The organism is Exiguobacterium sp. SH3S3 (assembly GCF_004337115.1).
Classification (GTDB): domain Bacteria; phylum Bacillota; class Bacilli; order Exiguobacteriales; family Exiguobacteriaceae; genus Exiguobacterium; species Exiguobacterium aurantiacum_A.
Genome location: NZ_SJUU01000003.1, coordinates 189,245 through 203,514, shown reverse-complemented (window position 1 = coordinate 203,514; position 14,270 = coordinate 189,245). Strand labels below are relative to the sequence as shown.

10 protein-coding genes are annotated in these 14,270 nt (G+C 54.9%); 4 read left to right on the top strand and 6 right to left on the bottom strand.

Going from position 1 to position 14,270, the window contains the following annotated elements:
- The first annotated feature begins 169 nt into the window (after positions 1 to 169).
- The gene (locus EVJ28_RS04390; RefSeq protein WP_131457876.1) at positions 170 to 1,162 is read left to right on the top strand and encodes an MsnO8 family LLM class oxidoreductase; all 993 of its coding nucleotides are present in this window, start codon (positions 170 to 172) and stop codon (positions 1,160 to 1,162) included.
- Positions 1,163 to 1,201: 39 nt separating this feature from the next.
- Here EVJ28_RS04390 and EVJ28_RS04385 read toward each other — a convergent pair whose 3' ends face one another.
- The gene (locus EVJ28_RS04385) at positions 1,202 to 1,513 is read right to left on the bottom strand and encodes a hypothetical protein (protein WP_131488091.1); all 312 of its coding nucleotides are present in this window, start codon (positions 1,511 to 1,513) and stop codon (positions 1,202 to 1,204) included.
- Between the two features lie 155 nt (positions 1,514 to 1,668).
- Here EVJ28_RS04385 and EVJ28_RS04380 point away from each other — a divergent pair, with 155 nt between their 5' ends.
- Genes EVJ28_RS04380 through EVJ28_RS04370 form a run of 3 tightly spaced genes read left to right on the top strand, consistent with a single transcriptional unit; the run spans position 1,669 to position 6,178 of the window.
- Positions 1,669 to 4,863, top strand: coding sequence for an EAL domain-containing protein (locus EVJ28_RS04380; protein WP_131488089.1), 3,195 nt, complete (start codon positions 1,669 to 1,671; stop codon positions 4,861 to 4,863).
- A gap of 17 nt (positions 4,864 to 4,880) precedes the next feature.
- Positions 4,881 to 5,741 (top strand): MBL fold metallo-hydrolase, encoded by an 861-nt coding sequence (locus tag EVJ28_RS04375; protein ID WP_131488087.1) that lies wholly within the window; start codon positions 4,881 to 4,883, stop codon positions 5,739 to 5,741.
- Positions 5,741 to 6,178, top strand: coding sequence for a GNAT family N-acetyltransferase (locus EVJ28_RS04370; RefSeq protein WP_236634036.1), 438 nt, complete (start codon positions 5,741 to 5,743; stop codon positions 6,176 to 6,178). Before EVJ28_RS04375 ends, EVJ28_RS04370 begins: the two co-directional genes overlap by 1 nt.
- A gap of 28 nt (positions 6,179 to 6,206) precedes the next feature.
- Here EVJ28_RS04370 and guaC read toward each other — a convergent pair whose 3' ends face one another.
- From guaC to EVJ28_RS04345, 5 genes are all read right to left on the bottom strand, one after another.
- Positions 6,207 to 7,190 carry a GMP reductase gene (gene guaC / locus EVJ28_RS04365; RefSeq protein WP_070328030.1) on the bottom strand — a complete coding sequence of 328 codons (984 nt, stop codon included), beginning with the start codon at positions 7,188 to 7,190 and terminating at the stop codon, positions 6,207 to 6,209.
- A 202-nt stretch (positions 7,191 to 7,392) separates the two neighbouring features.
- On the bottom strand, positions 7,393 to 9,459 hold the full coding sequence (locus EVJ28_RS04360; RefSeq protein WP_236634035.1) for a PAS domain S-box protein: 2,067 nt from the start codon (positions 9,457 to 9,459) through the stop codon (positions 7,393 to 7,395).
- A 93-nt stretch (positions 9,460 to 9,552) separates the two neighbouring features.
- A complete protein-coding gene (locus EVJ28_RS04355; RefSeq protein WP_131457870.1) occupies positions 9,553 to 10,737 on the bottom strand; it encodes an MFS transporter in 1,185 nt (394 codons plus the stop codon).
- Positions 10,738 to 10,877: 140 nt separating this feature from the next.
- Positions 10,878 to 12,134, bottom strand: coding sequence for an MFS transporter (locus EVJ28_RS04350; RefSeq protein ID WP_131488079.1), 1,257 nt, complete (start codon positions 12,132 to 12,134; stop codon positions 10,878 to 10,880).
- 126 nt (positions 12,135 to 12,260) lie between these two features.
- Positions 12,261 to 14,270 carry a catalase gene (locus EVJ28_RS04345; RefSeq protein ID WP_131488077.1) on the bottom strand — a complete coding sequence of 670 codons (2,010 nt, stop codon included), beginning with the start codon at positions 14,268 to 14,270 and terminating at the stop codon, positions 12,261 to 12,263.

Here is a 14,270-nt window from a genome sequence, read left to right as displayed (position 1 = left end):
ATAAAGAAGGGGTTACGTGCCTAGCAACAATCCGTTGTAATTTTCTGAAAAAAGACAGCGTCACGATGAGCGGACTATTCGTATTGTCAAGTCGACTTTAGTATGATGACGGCGAGTCTTACAAATTCGAGATATTCAACATATATACTATAAGGAGTGGATGATAACGATGAGATTAAGCGTCCTCGATCAAGCACCGGTGACGTCCGGCCATACGTCAGAACATGCATTACAGAGCGCCGTCGAACTCGCCCAAGTGGCAGAAGAGCTGGGCTATTACCGGATGTGGATGGCTGAACATCACGGCGGCATGTCGTTCGCGAGTTCGGCCCCGGAAGTCATCGCGGCCTATATCGCTGCGAAGACGGAACGAATTCGTCTTGGGTCGGGCGGCATCATGATGATGCACTATTCGCCGCTCAAGATGGCTGAAGTGTTCAAGACGCTGAGCGCACTCGCACCAGGTCGAATCGACTTTGGGGTCGGCCGGGCCCCGGGTGGCGACGCCAACGCCATCTACGCGATGTCGCAAGGACAGAAGCCGATGATGGACGGACTATATGAGAAATTGCAGACGACACTCCAACTGATCAACGATGAGACGCCGGAAGAACGGTGGTACAAAACGACGCCGGCCGCACCGACCGGGGTGACGCTCCCTGAGGCTTGGCTGCTCGGGTCAAGCGGCAACAGCGCCGTCCAAGCCGGCCGCATGGGCGTCGGCTACTCGTTCGCCCAATTTTTTAACGGGGAACTGAGCAAAGACACGCTCGACACGTACCGGCATCACTTCACACCGTCAGCGTTCATGGAGAAGCCTGAAATCAATGTCACGTATCTCGTGACGACGGCCGAAACGGAGGAAGAGGCGGAATATTTGGCGCGTCCGTCCGACTTGTCACGCCTATTCCTGATGAGAGGGCAGCTGCGTCAATTGCTCAGCCCGGAAGCGGCCAACGATTACCCGCTCACCGAAGTCGACAAGATCCACATCGCCAACAACCGGGCCATCCATCTCGTCGGGACGCCAAAACAGATCGCGGCGCAATTGCAGGACGAGTCCGTGCAGTATGGCTTTGACGAGGCGATGATTTGCAGTATCCAACATACACAAGCACAGCGGTTGAACGTCTACCGTCTGCTCGCGAAAGAACTCCTCTAACGAAACGCTCCTTCTCATATCGGGAAGGAGCGTTTTAGATTAGCGGAACAGTTGCATAAGCACGAACAAGGCGACGAGTCCGCCGAGAGAGACAGTAAAGAAGACGGCGACCGAGCGTTCTTGGTTGCGGAGGATGGTGTATAGACCGACGACGAACGCACCGAGGGCAGCGGCGATGGCTGACATCGAGAAGACGACACCCCATGTGTTATCGAACAAGGTGTCGAAGTTGAACGGTTGACCCGACTGGACGATGAGAGCAGAGACGACTAAGAGCAGAAACACGGCGAGCAACAGGACAACGGACCATTTCCCTGGTCGCGTCTGTGGATAGACGTTCCGACTGAGCATGACGGTTCACCTCACTTTTCATCTAAACTCATTTACCTATACCCGATTTTTTTAGCTATTTCCAAAAATACTTTCCCTTTTTTTGAACGGTTTTATGAACAAGTCGGCGTAAAAGTTCTAAACTAAAAGAAATGGAGATTGTATGGAGGTAAAGTATGCAACAGATGAAGGCCGATCCACATTATTTGTTTGATGTATTCGTTCGCTTGTATCGAATGGTCTTTTTGATGGAAGTGACGCCGAAAGGGTATCGTTACGTCCGTGTCAGTGAGCAAGGGAAGCGCGCGTCGTCGCTTCCGGACGATGTGAGCGGTCGCTATTTGCACGAGATGTATGCCCCGGACGTCGCGAACGAGTTGATTTTGCACTATGATGTGGTCGTTTCGTCTCGTGAGCCGGTCTATTTCATGTCAAAGATGAACATAGAAGCTAACACCGCACGCTTCGCCTCATCCATGCTCATGCCGCTCGAGGACGACACTGGAGAAGTGCGCTACGTTCTCGGTTTGACGACCGACTTGTCGGAAGATGCGGAGATGAAGCTACTCAGCAGCATCGAGAACATCGATTATTTGACGGGCATGCCGAACTTGATGAAAGTGAAGCTCGAGCTTGAAAAACTGTTCGCCAAACGAGAGCGTGAGGAAGCGACGAGCGTCATGCGCTTCCATATCAACCGTTTTAAGATCATCCTGTCGCTCCAAGGGGTGGAGCGATCGCAACGTTTAATCAAAGAGATGACCCGTCACTTATCTGACTTGCTGCCGAAAGGCTCAATCATCGGTCGCGTCGACGGGGAAGATTTCATCGCCGTACTGCCGCATACCTCGATCGAGACGGCATACATGCACGGGGAACGTTTACTGGCGACGATCGCGGATTACACATACCATGTCGCCGAGACCGAGTTCACCCTGTCCGGCTGTCTCGGTATCAGTTCTGGCAGTGAAGACGCCGACCAAGTAATCATGAACGCGTCGACGGCGTTGCTCGAAGCAAGGCAAGCCGGTAAACAGATGATTAAAGTGTATGAGAAAGACGATTATATGCAGCACTACATCGACGAGATGACGATTGAGATGGAGCTGCATAAAGGATTGAAGGCAGGCGAACTCGGCGTCGTCTATCAGCCGAAAGTAGACTGTCGGAATGGCACCGTCCATTTCGAGGCGCTCGTCCGCTGGAAGAACACGGTGCTCGGAAACATTTCGCCTGAAACATTCATCAAAATCGCGGAAAAGTCACTGTTGATCGAGGACATCACTGAGTTCGTGTTCGAACGCGTCTGCCGCGACTTGAGCGATCGATCCGAGTTGTTCAACGGCCGCCGTGTCGCGGTCAACTTGTCCCCGGTCTTGTTCCGTCAAGACTACGTCCGAAGCAATCTGATCCCGCTGCTTACGGCGTATGGCCTCTCAGCTGATCAGTTCGAGTTTGAGATCACGGAACATACGCTCATGCAGGAACCGCTCATCGGGATCCATACAGTCGACTATTTGAAGGCGATGGGATTCCACATCTTGATTGATGACTTCGGCGTCAGCTATTCGTCACTCAACTATTTGAAGATGTTCGACATCGACGGCATCAAGATCGACCGATCGTTCATCAGTCAGCTCGATAAAGACAACGGATTAAAAGAATATGAGATCGTCAAACTGATCGTCGCACTCGCTAAAAAACTGAACTTAGCAGTCACTGCGGAAGGCGTCGAGACGGAAGCGCAGTACCGCGCGATCCAGCGGCTCGGATGCGACGACGTGCAAGGCTATTTCTTCAGCCGGCCGCTCTCGCTCTCTAACCTCGAGCCGGCACTTGAGACAATCGTCTGTCAATACGAGGCGCTGCGGTTAGACGGCTCGGACCGGTCCAAGTTAGAGGTGCGGTTCGATGAGACGGAGGCCGAGCGATTGAAAACAATCCTTCGGCTCGAAATTTTAGATACCCCGCGGGAAGAACGGTACGATCGCATCAGCCGACTCGTCGCGAAGACGCTCGAGATGCCGATCGCGCTCATCTCGATCCTGACAACGGACCGGCAGTGGATCAAATCGTGCCAAGGTACTAATTTCGAAAGTCCACCCCACATCGATCGGAAGTGGACGCTATGTGACCGCGTCGTGACCGGCCGGGGACCACTCGTGATCGAAGACGTCAAAACCGCGGAGGCGTTGAGTGAAAATCCGTTGCTCGAAGGGATCGGCTTTTATGCGGGTGTGCCGCTTATGACGAGAAGCGGACACGTCATCGGAACGCTCTGCGTCACCGACGGAGTGCCCCGCTCGTTCGAGCATGAGGCGGTGCAGACGCTTGAAGATTTTGCGCGTTGGGTGATGGCCGAAATCGAATTGACCGAACAGGCACGTGCTCAAGAGCGGCGTCAACAGACACTCGAGTCGCTGTACGAGGTGACGGCCATCCAAGCCCCGTTTGCTGACAAGCTGAAGCGAATCCAAGAAGTGCTCAGGGAGTGGATCGGTTATTCGCATGCCGTCATCTTCTCGACAGAATCACGCCAGCGCGTCCTGTCCGCCGATGGGGATGCCTGGATCGATTGGACGGACGAGCGCCTGCAGCACGTTCATGCGCTGACGACGGTCGGGCATCAAAAATTGAAACGTTCGGAGCTCGTCCTCGAAGGGGTCGAATTCGCATCGATGATCAGCTTGCCGTTATCAAACGAAGGCAAGACGTTCGGATGGGTCGTCTTCCTGGCGGAGCAGGGCAGTTTAAACGATGTCGCCGATGCGGTGGCAATCCACGAGATGACGGACACGATCTTACTCGTGACCCGTTGGATGGAGAACGAGATTCGCCGAGAACGTAAACATCAGGAAGTGATCGAGCTCATCACAAAAGACGGGCTGACTAAATTGCCGAACCGTCACTCGCTCATGACGGACTTGAGACAGACGATGAATCGGAAACGGCCGGTGGCGCTCCTGTTCATCGATTTGGATGATTTCAAGCGAATCAACGATACGCACGGTCATCTCGTCGGCGATGAAGTGCTCGTCGAAGTGGCGAAACGTATTGGATCGTTCAGTCACATGCATGCAGGGAAAGCGTACCGGTTTGCCGGGGATGAGTTTTTGATTGTCATCGAGACAGGTCCGGAATCGCTTGAAGAAGCCGTTTTTGACCAACTATCGACCGTGATTTCCCGGGAAATCATGGTCGGGGACGGATTGGCACTACATCTCTCGGCCAGTATTGGTGTCGCATATTCTGATGCTAGTTTGTCTTCCCTCGACACGCTCATCCATCACTCGGATGCGGCGATGTATATCGCTAAAAACGGTGGCGGGGACGGCTACTATATTTATGATTCGTATCAAGAAAACAAGTGAAAGAAAGGAGGGGGCTCATGCAGACGTTAAAACGCTACTCAGACCGCTTTTGGTATATGACGCCCGTTAGTGAGACGGACCGGCCGATCATCGGCGCGGTCGTCGGGGACACCCATACGCTCATGATCGATGCGGGCAATTCCGAGGCCCACGCGAACTTATTTTTAGACGCCTTGGCCGAGCGGGGGATCAGCCGTCCGTTGCTCGTCGCGTTGACGCACTGGCACTGGGACCACATCTTCGGTCTGTCGGCGTTACCAGATACCGTCTCGGTCGCAAGTAGGGCGACGAAAGCGAGGATGGAGCGTCTCATGCCATACAACTGGGACGACGAGTCGCTCGATGAACGCGTCGAGAGCGGCATCGAGATCGCCTTTTGTGCGGAGGCGATCCGGCTCGAGTTCGGGGACACCCGCTCGATGCAAGTCGTCCTACCGACCGTGACGTTCGACGACACATTGACGCTCGACCTCGGTGGCGTCCACGTCTTGTTGAAACACGTCGGGGGCGATCATACGGCCGACGCGGTCGTCGCCTATATCCCGGAAGAGAAAGTGCTGTTTTTAGGGGACGCGCTATATGCGAACTTGTATGCCCCGTCTTGGCGGATGACGGCCGGGGAGACGCTACGGTTGTTGAGCGTCCTCGACACGTTCGAGGCCGGGGCGTACGTCTGGTCGCACGGTCAAGTGGCGACGCGGGCAGAGTATGAGAAAGACCGTGATACGTTACGGATTCTAGCGCAAATCAGTCTCGATTTCCCGGGAAATAAAGGGTTGATAACGGCTCAATACGAACGATTGACCGGTCGTCTGGTTGACGAAGAAGAGCAAGAACTGATCACGTTTTTTGTGAACGGGTCAGGTGGTGAAGCGTGATGGACATCATCCACATCCGTGAAGACGACGAGGCGTTCCAACAGTTTTTGACGAGTCGGTTGCGTGCGTTCAACGATGTTCATTCAGCGCATCACCGGGCGATCCGCAATGCCGACGTCCCGGTCGTCCAGTTGAAAGTGGAGCGTGACGGTCAAGTGATAGCCGGACTGTTCGGTAGCGTCTACTGGGGCTGGTTCGACCTTGACCGGTTATGGGTTGACTCCAACCATGCCGGTGAGCGGATTGGGACACGACTCCTTGATGAAGGTGAGCGTCATGCCCGCGCACTCGGCGCCACGCAAGTAAAGCTGACGACATTTTCGTTTCAGGCGAAAGCGTTTTATGAACGTTTCGGCTACGAGGTGGCCGGTGTCCTCCGCGACTATCCCCCGGGCTCTGACTACTACATGATGACGAAACGTTTGACCGATGCATGAAAAAGGCGACTCGCGCGAGTCGCCTTTTTCAGTACACTTTATCCCCGTTGAAGATTGAGTTTTTCACCATGACGTAATCGACGGTACGTAACGCGTCGAGGTTGTTCCCACCCGAGTATGAGATGGCCGACTGGAGGTCTTGCTCCATCTCGGTCAACGTGTCTTGAAGCGCCCCTTTGTGCTCGACGAACACTTTCTTGCCTTCGACGTTTTTCCGTTCCCCTTTTTGGAATTCAGAAGCCGAACCGAAGTATTCTTTGAGCAGTTTCCCGTCCTGCTCGAACGTCTCCCCCGGAGACTCGTCGTGACCGGCGAACAGTGAGCCGATCATGACCATCGACGCCCCGAAGCGGACCGATTTGGCGATGTCGCCGTGCGTGCGGATGCCCCCATCCGCGATGATCGGTTTCGTCGCCGCCTTGGCACACCAGCGGAGCGCGGCGAGTTGCCAACCGCCTGTCCCGAAGCCGGTCTTGATTTTCGTGATGCACACTTTTCCCGGTCCGATGCCGACTTTCGTCGCGTCCGCCCCGGCATGCTCGAGCTCACGGACCGCTTCCGGTGTCCCGACGTTCCCGGCGATGACGAACGAGCTCGGAAGATGCTGTTTGATGTGTTGGATCATCCGGATGACCGCGTTCGAATGGCCGTGTGCGATATCGATTGTGATGAATTCTGGTGTATGTCCCGCTTCGGCGAGCTGTTCGACGAACCGATACTCGTCTTCTTTCACGCCGACACTGATTGACGCGTACAGGCCACGTCCGTGCATGTCTTCGATGAACCGTAGCCGCGTTTCCGGATTGAACCGGTGCATGATGTAGAAATAGCCGTTCTCAGCGAGCGAGAGCGCCACGTTCTCATCGATGATCGTCTGCATATTCGCCGGAACGACCGGAAGGCGGAACGTGAGGCCGCCGAGTGTGACGCTCGCGTCACATTCCGAACGACTATCGACGACACATTTTGCCGGAATCAATTGAATATCTTCATAATCAAACACTTTATCCATCGTTTGCACCCCTATTTACGAACATTTTAATTGAGTTGTCTAGAAATACTTCGCCCATTCGGTAATGTAACGCATTTTTTGATGAAAGTCAAAGGGATGTATCGAAAAAATGTATATTTTCAATACAATAACGTTATTTATATTCTTAATGTTCGTGTTTAGGCTAACTACGTTAATGTTTCACGTGAAAAAAGACCGCTAGTCAGCGGTCTTGAAACATCACATATCGGTTGCGGCCGTTCGACTTGGCTTCATAAAGTGCGAGATCGGCTTGCTTGAGCAATCGTTTCTTTGTCATGCCTGATTGGTAACGAGCGACACCGACACTCGACGTCGTGACGAACGTGTGGCCTTCGATCTGCCACGGGTGCTGGAGCGAAGCGATCAGCTTGTCGGCGACCCGGTCAGGTGCTGACAAATCGGTATAGCGGATCAATACAGAGAACTCGTCGCCGCCGAAGCGGGCGATCACGTCTTGTTTCCGTAGCGCCTGGGTGAGACGGAGTGAGAACTGTCGCAGCAGCTCGTCACCGACGTCATGTCCGAGCGTGTCGTTGATCTGTTTGAAATGATCGATATCGAGCGAGAGGATGGCCAGCTCCTCGCCGTCCTCTTCGACCCTCGAGAGTGCCTCTTCTAAGTAAGCCAAGAAGTAACGGCGGTTCGGGAGCTCGGTCAGCGTATCGTGGTAGGCTAAGTGTTTTAGTTGTTTCTCGAGTACTTTACGCTGCATGATCTCACGGGTGACCGTTAAATAGTGCAGCAACGTCGCTTCTTCATAGATAGCCTGAATTTTCGTCTCGAGCCAAATCCATCTGCCATCGTGGTGGAGGTGACGAAACTCGAGAGTGAGCGGCTCACTGCCAGCCATCATCGCTTTGAGCTGTTGTCTCGTCGGCGTGACGTCTTCCGGGTGGATGAAGTCGAGCGTATTCTTACCTTCGTAAACCGCAGGCGCATAGCCGAGGACGCTCTGGTGGGACGGCGAGGCGTAGCGGACACGGCCGTCGCGCTCGAGGATACAGACGAGGTCACTCATGTTTTCCGTGATCAGCCGGTACTGGGTCTCACTTTGGCGTAACGCCCGTTCCATCTCTCGTTTCTCGGTCATATCACGCAGGACGGTCATCACAGCGGTCGCCCCTTCATAATCAATCAATAGACTGCCGATATCTATGTGTAAGTGCTGACCGGACGGCGTGACAAGGACGATTTCCGTGTCTTGGACAGGATCACCGAGCTGCAAGGCAGAAAGGCGTTTCCTCGTCGCCTCATGGTATTCGGCAGCGATATATGTAAAGATGGATTCGCTCTCGATATACGTCTCCCCGATCGTCTCTAACGCCACGGCGTTCGCATATAAAATCAGGCCGTCTTTATGGACGATGATCCCCTCTGGAATCGTCTCGATGAGCTGGCGATAGCGTCGTTCGCTCTCTTGTAAAGCTCGTTCGGCGGTCTTCTCCGGCGTATGGTCGATGATGATGGCGAACAGGCCGGTGATGTTGCCGCCGATCTCGATCGGGATGTTCAAGACGGCGAGGTCGAGCGCTTCACCCGTCTTTTGATGCGCCGTGACCCCGTACTTGTGGGGCTTTCCGGATAAGGCGAACTGGAGTCCTTCGCAGACGAGCGGTTGTTCCGAGTCCGGCAGCCAGTCGAGGAACGAACGGTTGATGAAGTCGGCCTCGCAATAGCCGGTGATGTTTGTGACGGCAGGATTGATCGACTTGACCCGAAGTTCGGGGTCGAGCACGAAAATGCCGTGGGGCGAGTAGCGGCGCAACGACTCATGCTGGTCACGTAAAATCGATAGCTCGAGCTCACGCCGTTTCCGCTCCGTCACTTCCCGAACGACCGAGATGACGTGGGTGCAGGCACCGGATTCGTCAAATACCGGCGTCACTTCCGACTCGAAATAATGAAGCGGCAACAAGATCACATCTTGGTACTCGAGTGTTTCTGAGTAGAACGAATCAGCGAGGCGGCAGTCTTCATAGACGATGCTCTTTCGTGCGCGAATCGCCTCGTCATAATGGTGGGTGATGAGTGCGGCTGTCTCGGCCGGAACCATGTCGCCGACACACTTTCCGACGTCAGCGTCTGTCCAACCGATGGCCTGCTTCCCCGGCTCGTTCACAAATACATAGCGATAGGTGGAACCGTCCACTTCCATGAAGAACACAAAATCCGAGATTTTGTCGAACGTCTGGAGCAGGATGGAAGAATGGTGTTGGATCGTCTGGTCGGCGCGCATAATGTCCCTCATTTCAGTCGAATTTTTGACACGTCATTCTTATATTACAACATTCATAAAAAGATGTGTGAACATTCCAAAAAAGACAGGACTGTGAAAGTCCTGTCAGGCAGCTTGTTTGAGACGGTCCCGTTCTTGGCGGCCGTTCATCACGTAATACAAGAAAATCGTGAAGGCGACGACCCCGGCGAGCAACAGATAGATGGTAGAGAAACCGGTCAGCGGGATGAGTAGCCCGATGAAGTAGGGACCGAAACCGAGCCCGGCGTCGAGGGCGATGAAGAACGTCGACGTCGCCATCCCCATCCGTCCAGGTGAGGCCGCCTTGACGGCGATGGCCTGTGTACCGGACTGGATATTGCCGAAGCCGAGCCCGATCAACGCGCCGGCGAGTAAAAGGCCCAAAGCGCTCGTCGCTTGGCTAAGGACGAGCAGCCCGACCGCGAAGATGAAGATGGCCGGATACATGACGACGTTGGCGCCACGCGCGTCCATGAGCCGTCCCGTGATCGGGCGCGACAACAGGACGGAAATCGAATAGACGAGGAAGAAGACGCTCGCCGCTTCGACGAGGTCGAGTTCGGTCGCGTAAAAGTTGATGTAAGACAAGACGCTCGAAAAGCTGAGCGCGGCGATCACGATGATGAGCGCGATCGGTAACGCCTTCGGCTCGACGAACGCCTTAAGTGACAACCCGCGAACGATTTCCGGATTGTCGGCCTCGGGAACGGTGACGAACAAGGCGCTCACTAAACTGACGACGCCGACGACGAGACAAGCGATAAAGATGGTCGAGAAACTCGTATATTGGCTCATCAGCAAGCCGACGAAAGGGCCGATGGCGGTGGCGAGCGTCGAGCTCATGCTGTAGTACCCGATACCTTCACCTTTTCTCGCTCCGGGAATGATCTGTGCGACGATCGTGCCGGTCGCTGTGCTCGATAAACCCATGCCGAGACCGTGCACGAAGCGGGTGAACAGTAGGAAGCCGACGCCGAGGTCGACGAAATAGAGCAGGATCGTGGCCGTGAAGAAGGTCAGCCCGATCAACAGCGTCTTGCGCCGTCCGATCGAATCGATCAATCGTCCGATGAACAGCCGGCCGACGAGCGTACCGATGATGAAGATCCCGGTCACGAGACCGGCCTCACTTGTCGTCGCGCCGTACGTCGAAACGGCGTGGACACCGATCGTTACCATGAGCAGGAAAAAGATGAGCGTCAAGAAGAAGTTGACGAGTGAGATGATGAGGAAGTCTTTCGTCCATAATTTTTGTGCGGTCAATTGCATCGGCGATGAGGCCTCCTTATTTGTTTGAACCTAAATAGTTAGTAAACATAACTAAAGGAGTATAGCAAATTGATGAGAGCTTGTCAGAGACGACGCATTGTGCACGAAAAACCGATTCGCGTGAGCGGATCGGTTTTTCATTAGATCAAGTGGCGGCGGTACCAGAGGACGATCGGTACGAGAACGAGTGAAACGATCCCACCGAGCAGTGATAGCGTCAAATAGCTCGACTGGGAGGCGATGATACCGGACAGCATGCCGCCCGAGGCGCCGGACAAGGCGATCCAGACGTCGACCGATCCTTGCGTCTTCGCTCTCGTCTCGGGTGTCGTCGCATCGACCAAGATGGCCGTCCCACTGATGAGACCAAAGTTCCAACCGACACCGAGCAAGACGAGACCGACGATCAACAAGAACAGCGAGTCGGCCGGTGCGAACGCCGCGACGACGCCTGCGAAGAATAACGTCATCCCGGAAGCGATGGCCATGATTTCACGGCCGACTTTGTCGACGAGCACGCCGGTCACGAGCGAGGGTAAATACATCGCACCGATATGGAAGCCGATGACGAGACCGACCGCGCTCAGTTCATGGCCGTGCTGCCGCATGTGGACAGGTGTCATCGTCATGATGGCGACCATGACGATTTGGCTGAGCACCATGACGAAAGCACCGACGTACACGCCAAGACGAGAGTGGACTTCTTCGGGTTGACGTTGCGTCGCGTCTGTCGATTGCTTCCGTTTCGATTCGATGGCTCGGGCGACGAGGAGCGGGTCAGGGTTCAAAAACACGATCAAGATGAGACCGGCCACGAAGTAGGCGGCTCCCGCGAGTAAAAACGGACCAGAAAGCGTCGGGATGCCGATGGCGTCAGCAACCCGCCCCATCGGTTCGACCAAGTTCGGTCCGGCGACGGCACCGAACGTCGTCGATACCATGGCGATACTGACCGCGGTCGCCCGTTCGGTCGCATTCGCCAAATCCGTTCCGGCGTAACGGGCCTGGAGGTTACTCGCCGTCCCGGCTCCGTAAATAAGGAGCGACACGAACAAGAGCGGTACGCTCTCGAACGCGGCGGCAAAGATGACACCGAACGCACCGAGGGATCCCGTCAAGAACCCGGTCGCGAGTCCGACCCGGCGTCCGACCCGTTGCGATATCATCCCGATCAGAAACGCGGCGCCGGCAGAGCCGAGCGTGAACAGCGCCGTCGGGACACCCGCATACGCATCGGTCCCGAGCAGGTCGCGGGCGAGGAGCGCCCCGACGGTTATGCCTGCGGCGAGGCCGGCACCCCCGAAAATTTGAGACAGCACGACGACGAACAACGTCCGTTTATACAGACGGCGTTGTTGCTCGGTGTCGGTCACATATGAATCAATCTTATTTCGCATGACACGATTCCTCCTCCATCAACTTATACCCCACCTAGTATAACGTTTGCAGGCGTGGAAAAGAAGGGTGGACAAAAAAGGACTCGACTCGAAAATACCGAGTTGAGTCCTTCCGTTCGTGAATCGTCAAGCGCGGTCCCAGAACCGGGCTTTGGCAATCCCGTCGATGAACGTGTCGAATCCGTCGAGACTGTGCTGTTTGAACGTGTAGACGCCAGGTTGGTCCGTCTTGACGCGGCACTGATCGAGCACTGAATCATCGTGTAAGTGCAAAGCGAGCGGCTTGAAGTGTTTATACGTGTTCTCGATAAACTCGAGGACGTCGTCTTCGACCGAACTCGCGGCGCTGATGAGGAAAGCGGCGTCGAACAGGCTCGAGTCGACCGTATCGTACGTCTCTTTCACTTTGAGGTCACCGAGCGTGTACGATTTCTTCCCGACGAGGCTATAGTTCACTTTTTTGTCGGCGAGCGCTTGGACCCACGCCTTCACTTGCGCGGCATCGACATCACCGGCGAGAAGGACGGCGACGCTCTTCGTATCCGGTTTCGAGATCGTGTTCGCCATGCTGAGGGCAGGCGATGTTTTGTCCGAGACGACTTCGTTGTTCTCGGCAGGCAGTGCGACGCCTAAGTTGTCGGCGACGACCGAGGCGAGGTGACGGTCGATCCGGTTCAACAAGTCGACGGCGTTTTCTTTCACCATGTCCGATTCACACTTGCCGAGCTCAAAGCTGCAGGCGTCTTGAATGTGCTTCTGTTCGACCGGGGTCATGCTGTTGTAGAACATTTTGGCTTGTGAGTAGAAGTCGAGGAAGCTGTCGCTGCGGCCACGGACTTTGTGACCATCGACTTTCTCTTGGTAATGCTCAAATCCACCTTGGTCGACCGGCACCGGTGCTGGCTGATTGTTGTTGAGCGCGTTTTTATGGTAGCTCGTCTGGCCTTTATGGACCGACATTTGATGCATGCCGTCGCGTTGATTGTTATGGAACGGACAGACCGGTTTGTTGATCGGGATCTGATGGAAGTTCGGTCCGCCGAGACGTGACAGCTGTGTATCTGTGTAGGAGAACAAGCGCCCTTGCAGGAGCGGGTCGTTCGAGAAGTCGATACCGGGAACGATATGCCCTGGATGGAATGCGACCTGTTCGGTTTCGGCGAAGAAGTTATCGACGTTCCGGTTGAGCGTCATCTTCCCGACAAGTTTGACCGGGATCTCTTCTTCCGGCCACAGTTTGGTCGGATCGAGGATGTCGAAGTCGAACTTGAACTCGTCTTCGACTGGGATCATCTGCAGACCGAGTTCCCATTCCGGGTAGTCGCCTTTATCGATCGCCTCATACAAGTCGACGCGGTGGAAGTCGGCGTTTTTCCCGACGGCCTTTTGCGCCTCGTCCCACACTTGCGAGTGGACACCGAGCTTCGGTTTCCAATGGAACTTGACGAAATGGGCTTTCCCTTCCTTGTTGACGAGTCGGAACGTGTGAACGCCGAACCCTTCCATCATGCGAAGGCTGCGCGGGATCCCGCGGTCGCTCATCGCCCACATGACCATATGGGCCGTCTCATGGTTTTGCCCGACGAAGTCCCAAAACGTATCGTGGGCACTCCCGCCTTGCGGGACTTCTGTATGCGGTTCCGGTTTCACGGCATGGACGAGGTCGGGGAACTTGATCGCGTCTTGGATGAAGAAGACCGGCATGTTGTTCCCGACGAGGTCGTAGTTGCCTTCGTCCGTATAAAACTTCGTCGCAAATCCACGGACGTCACGGACCGTGTCGCCGGATCCGCGCGAACCTTGCACCGTCGAGAAGCGGACGAAGACAGGCGTCACTTTCGCAGGATCGTTCAGGAAATCCGCTTTCGTATAGTCGGCGAGCGATTCGTATACTTGGAATTCACCGTGGGCACCGACGCCGCGCGCGTGAACGATCCGTTCCGGAATCCGTTCATGGTCAAAGTGCGTCATTTTTTCACGGAAGTGGAAATCTTCGATGAGCGTTGGTCCCCGAAGTCCCGCTTTGAGCGAGAACTCATCCTCCGCCATCTTCAGTCCTTGGTTCGTCGTCAGTCCTGCTGCTTGTTCATTGTCGATCGTATGTTGTTTCAACTGTTCTTCTTTTTTATTCCCCAT

Coding starts and splice junctions, on each gene's coding strand:
- EVJ28_RS04390 (WP_131457876.1), top strand. CDS start 170: ATGAGATTAAGCGTCCTCGATCAAGCACCGGTGACGTCCGGCCATACG.
- EVJ28_RS04385 (WP_131488091.1), bottom strand. CDS start 1,513: ATGCTCAGTCGGAACGTCTATCCACAGACGCGACCAGGGAAATGGTCC.
- EVJ28_RS04380 (WP_131488089.1), top strand. CDS start 1,669: ATGCAACAGATGAAGGCCGATCCACATTATTTGTTTGATGTATTCGTT.
- EVJ28_RS04375 (WP_131488087.1), top strand. CDS start 4,881: ATGCAGACGTTAAAACGCTACTCAGACCGCTTTTGGTATATGACGCCC.
- EVJ28_RS04370 (WP_236634036.1), top strand. CDS start 5,741: ATGGACATCATCCACATCCGTGAAGACGACGAGGCGTTCCAACAGTTT.
- guaC (WP_070328030.1), bottom strand. CDS start 7,190: ATGGATAAAGTGTTTGATTATGAAGATATTCAATTGATTCCGGCAAAA.
- EVJ28_RS04360 (WP_236634035.1), bottom strand. CDS start 9,459: ATGAGGGACATTATGCGCGCCGACCAGACGATCCAACACCATTCTTCC.
- EVJ28_RS04355 (WP_131457870.1), bottom strand. CDS start 10,737: ATGCAATTGACCGCACAAAAATTATGGACGAAAGACTTCCTCATCATC.
- EVJ28_RS04350 (WP_131488079.1), bottom strand. CDS start 12,134: ATGCGAAATAAGATTGATTCATATGTGACCGACACCGAGCAACAACGC.
- EVJ28_RS04345 (WP_131488077.1), bottom strand. CDS start 14,270: ATGGGGAATAAAAAAGAAGAACAGTTGAAACAACATACGATCGACAAT.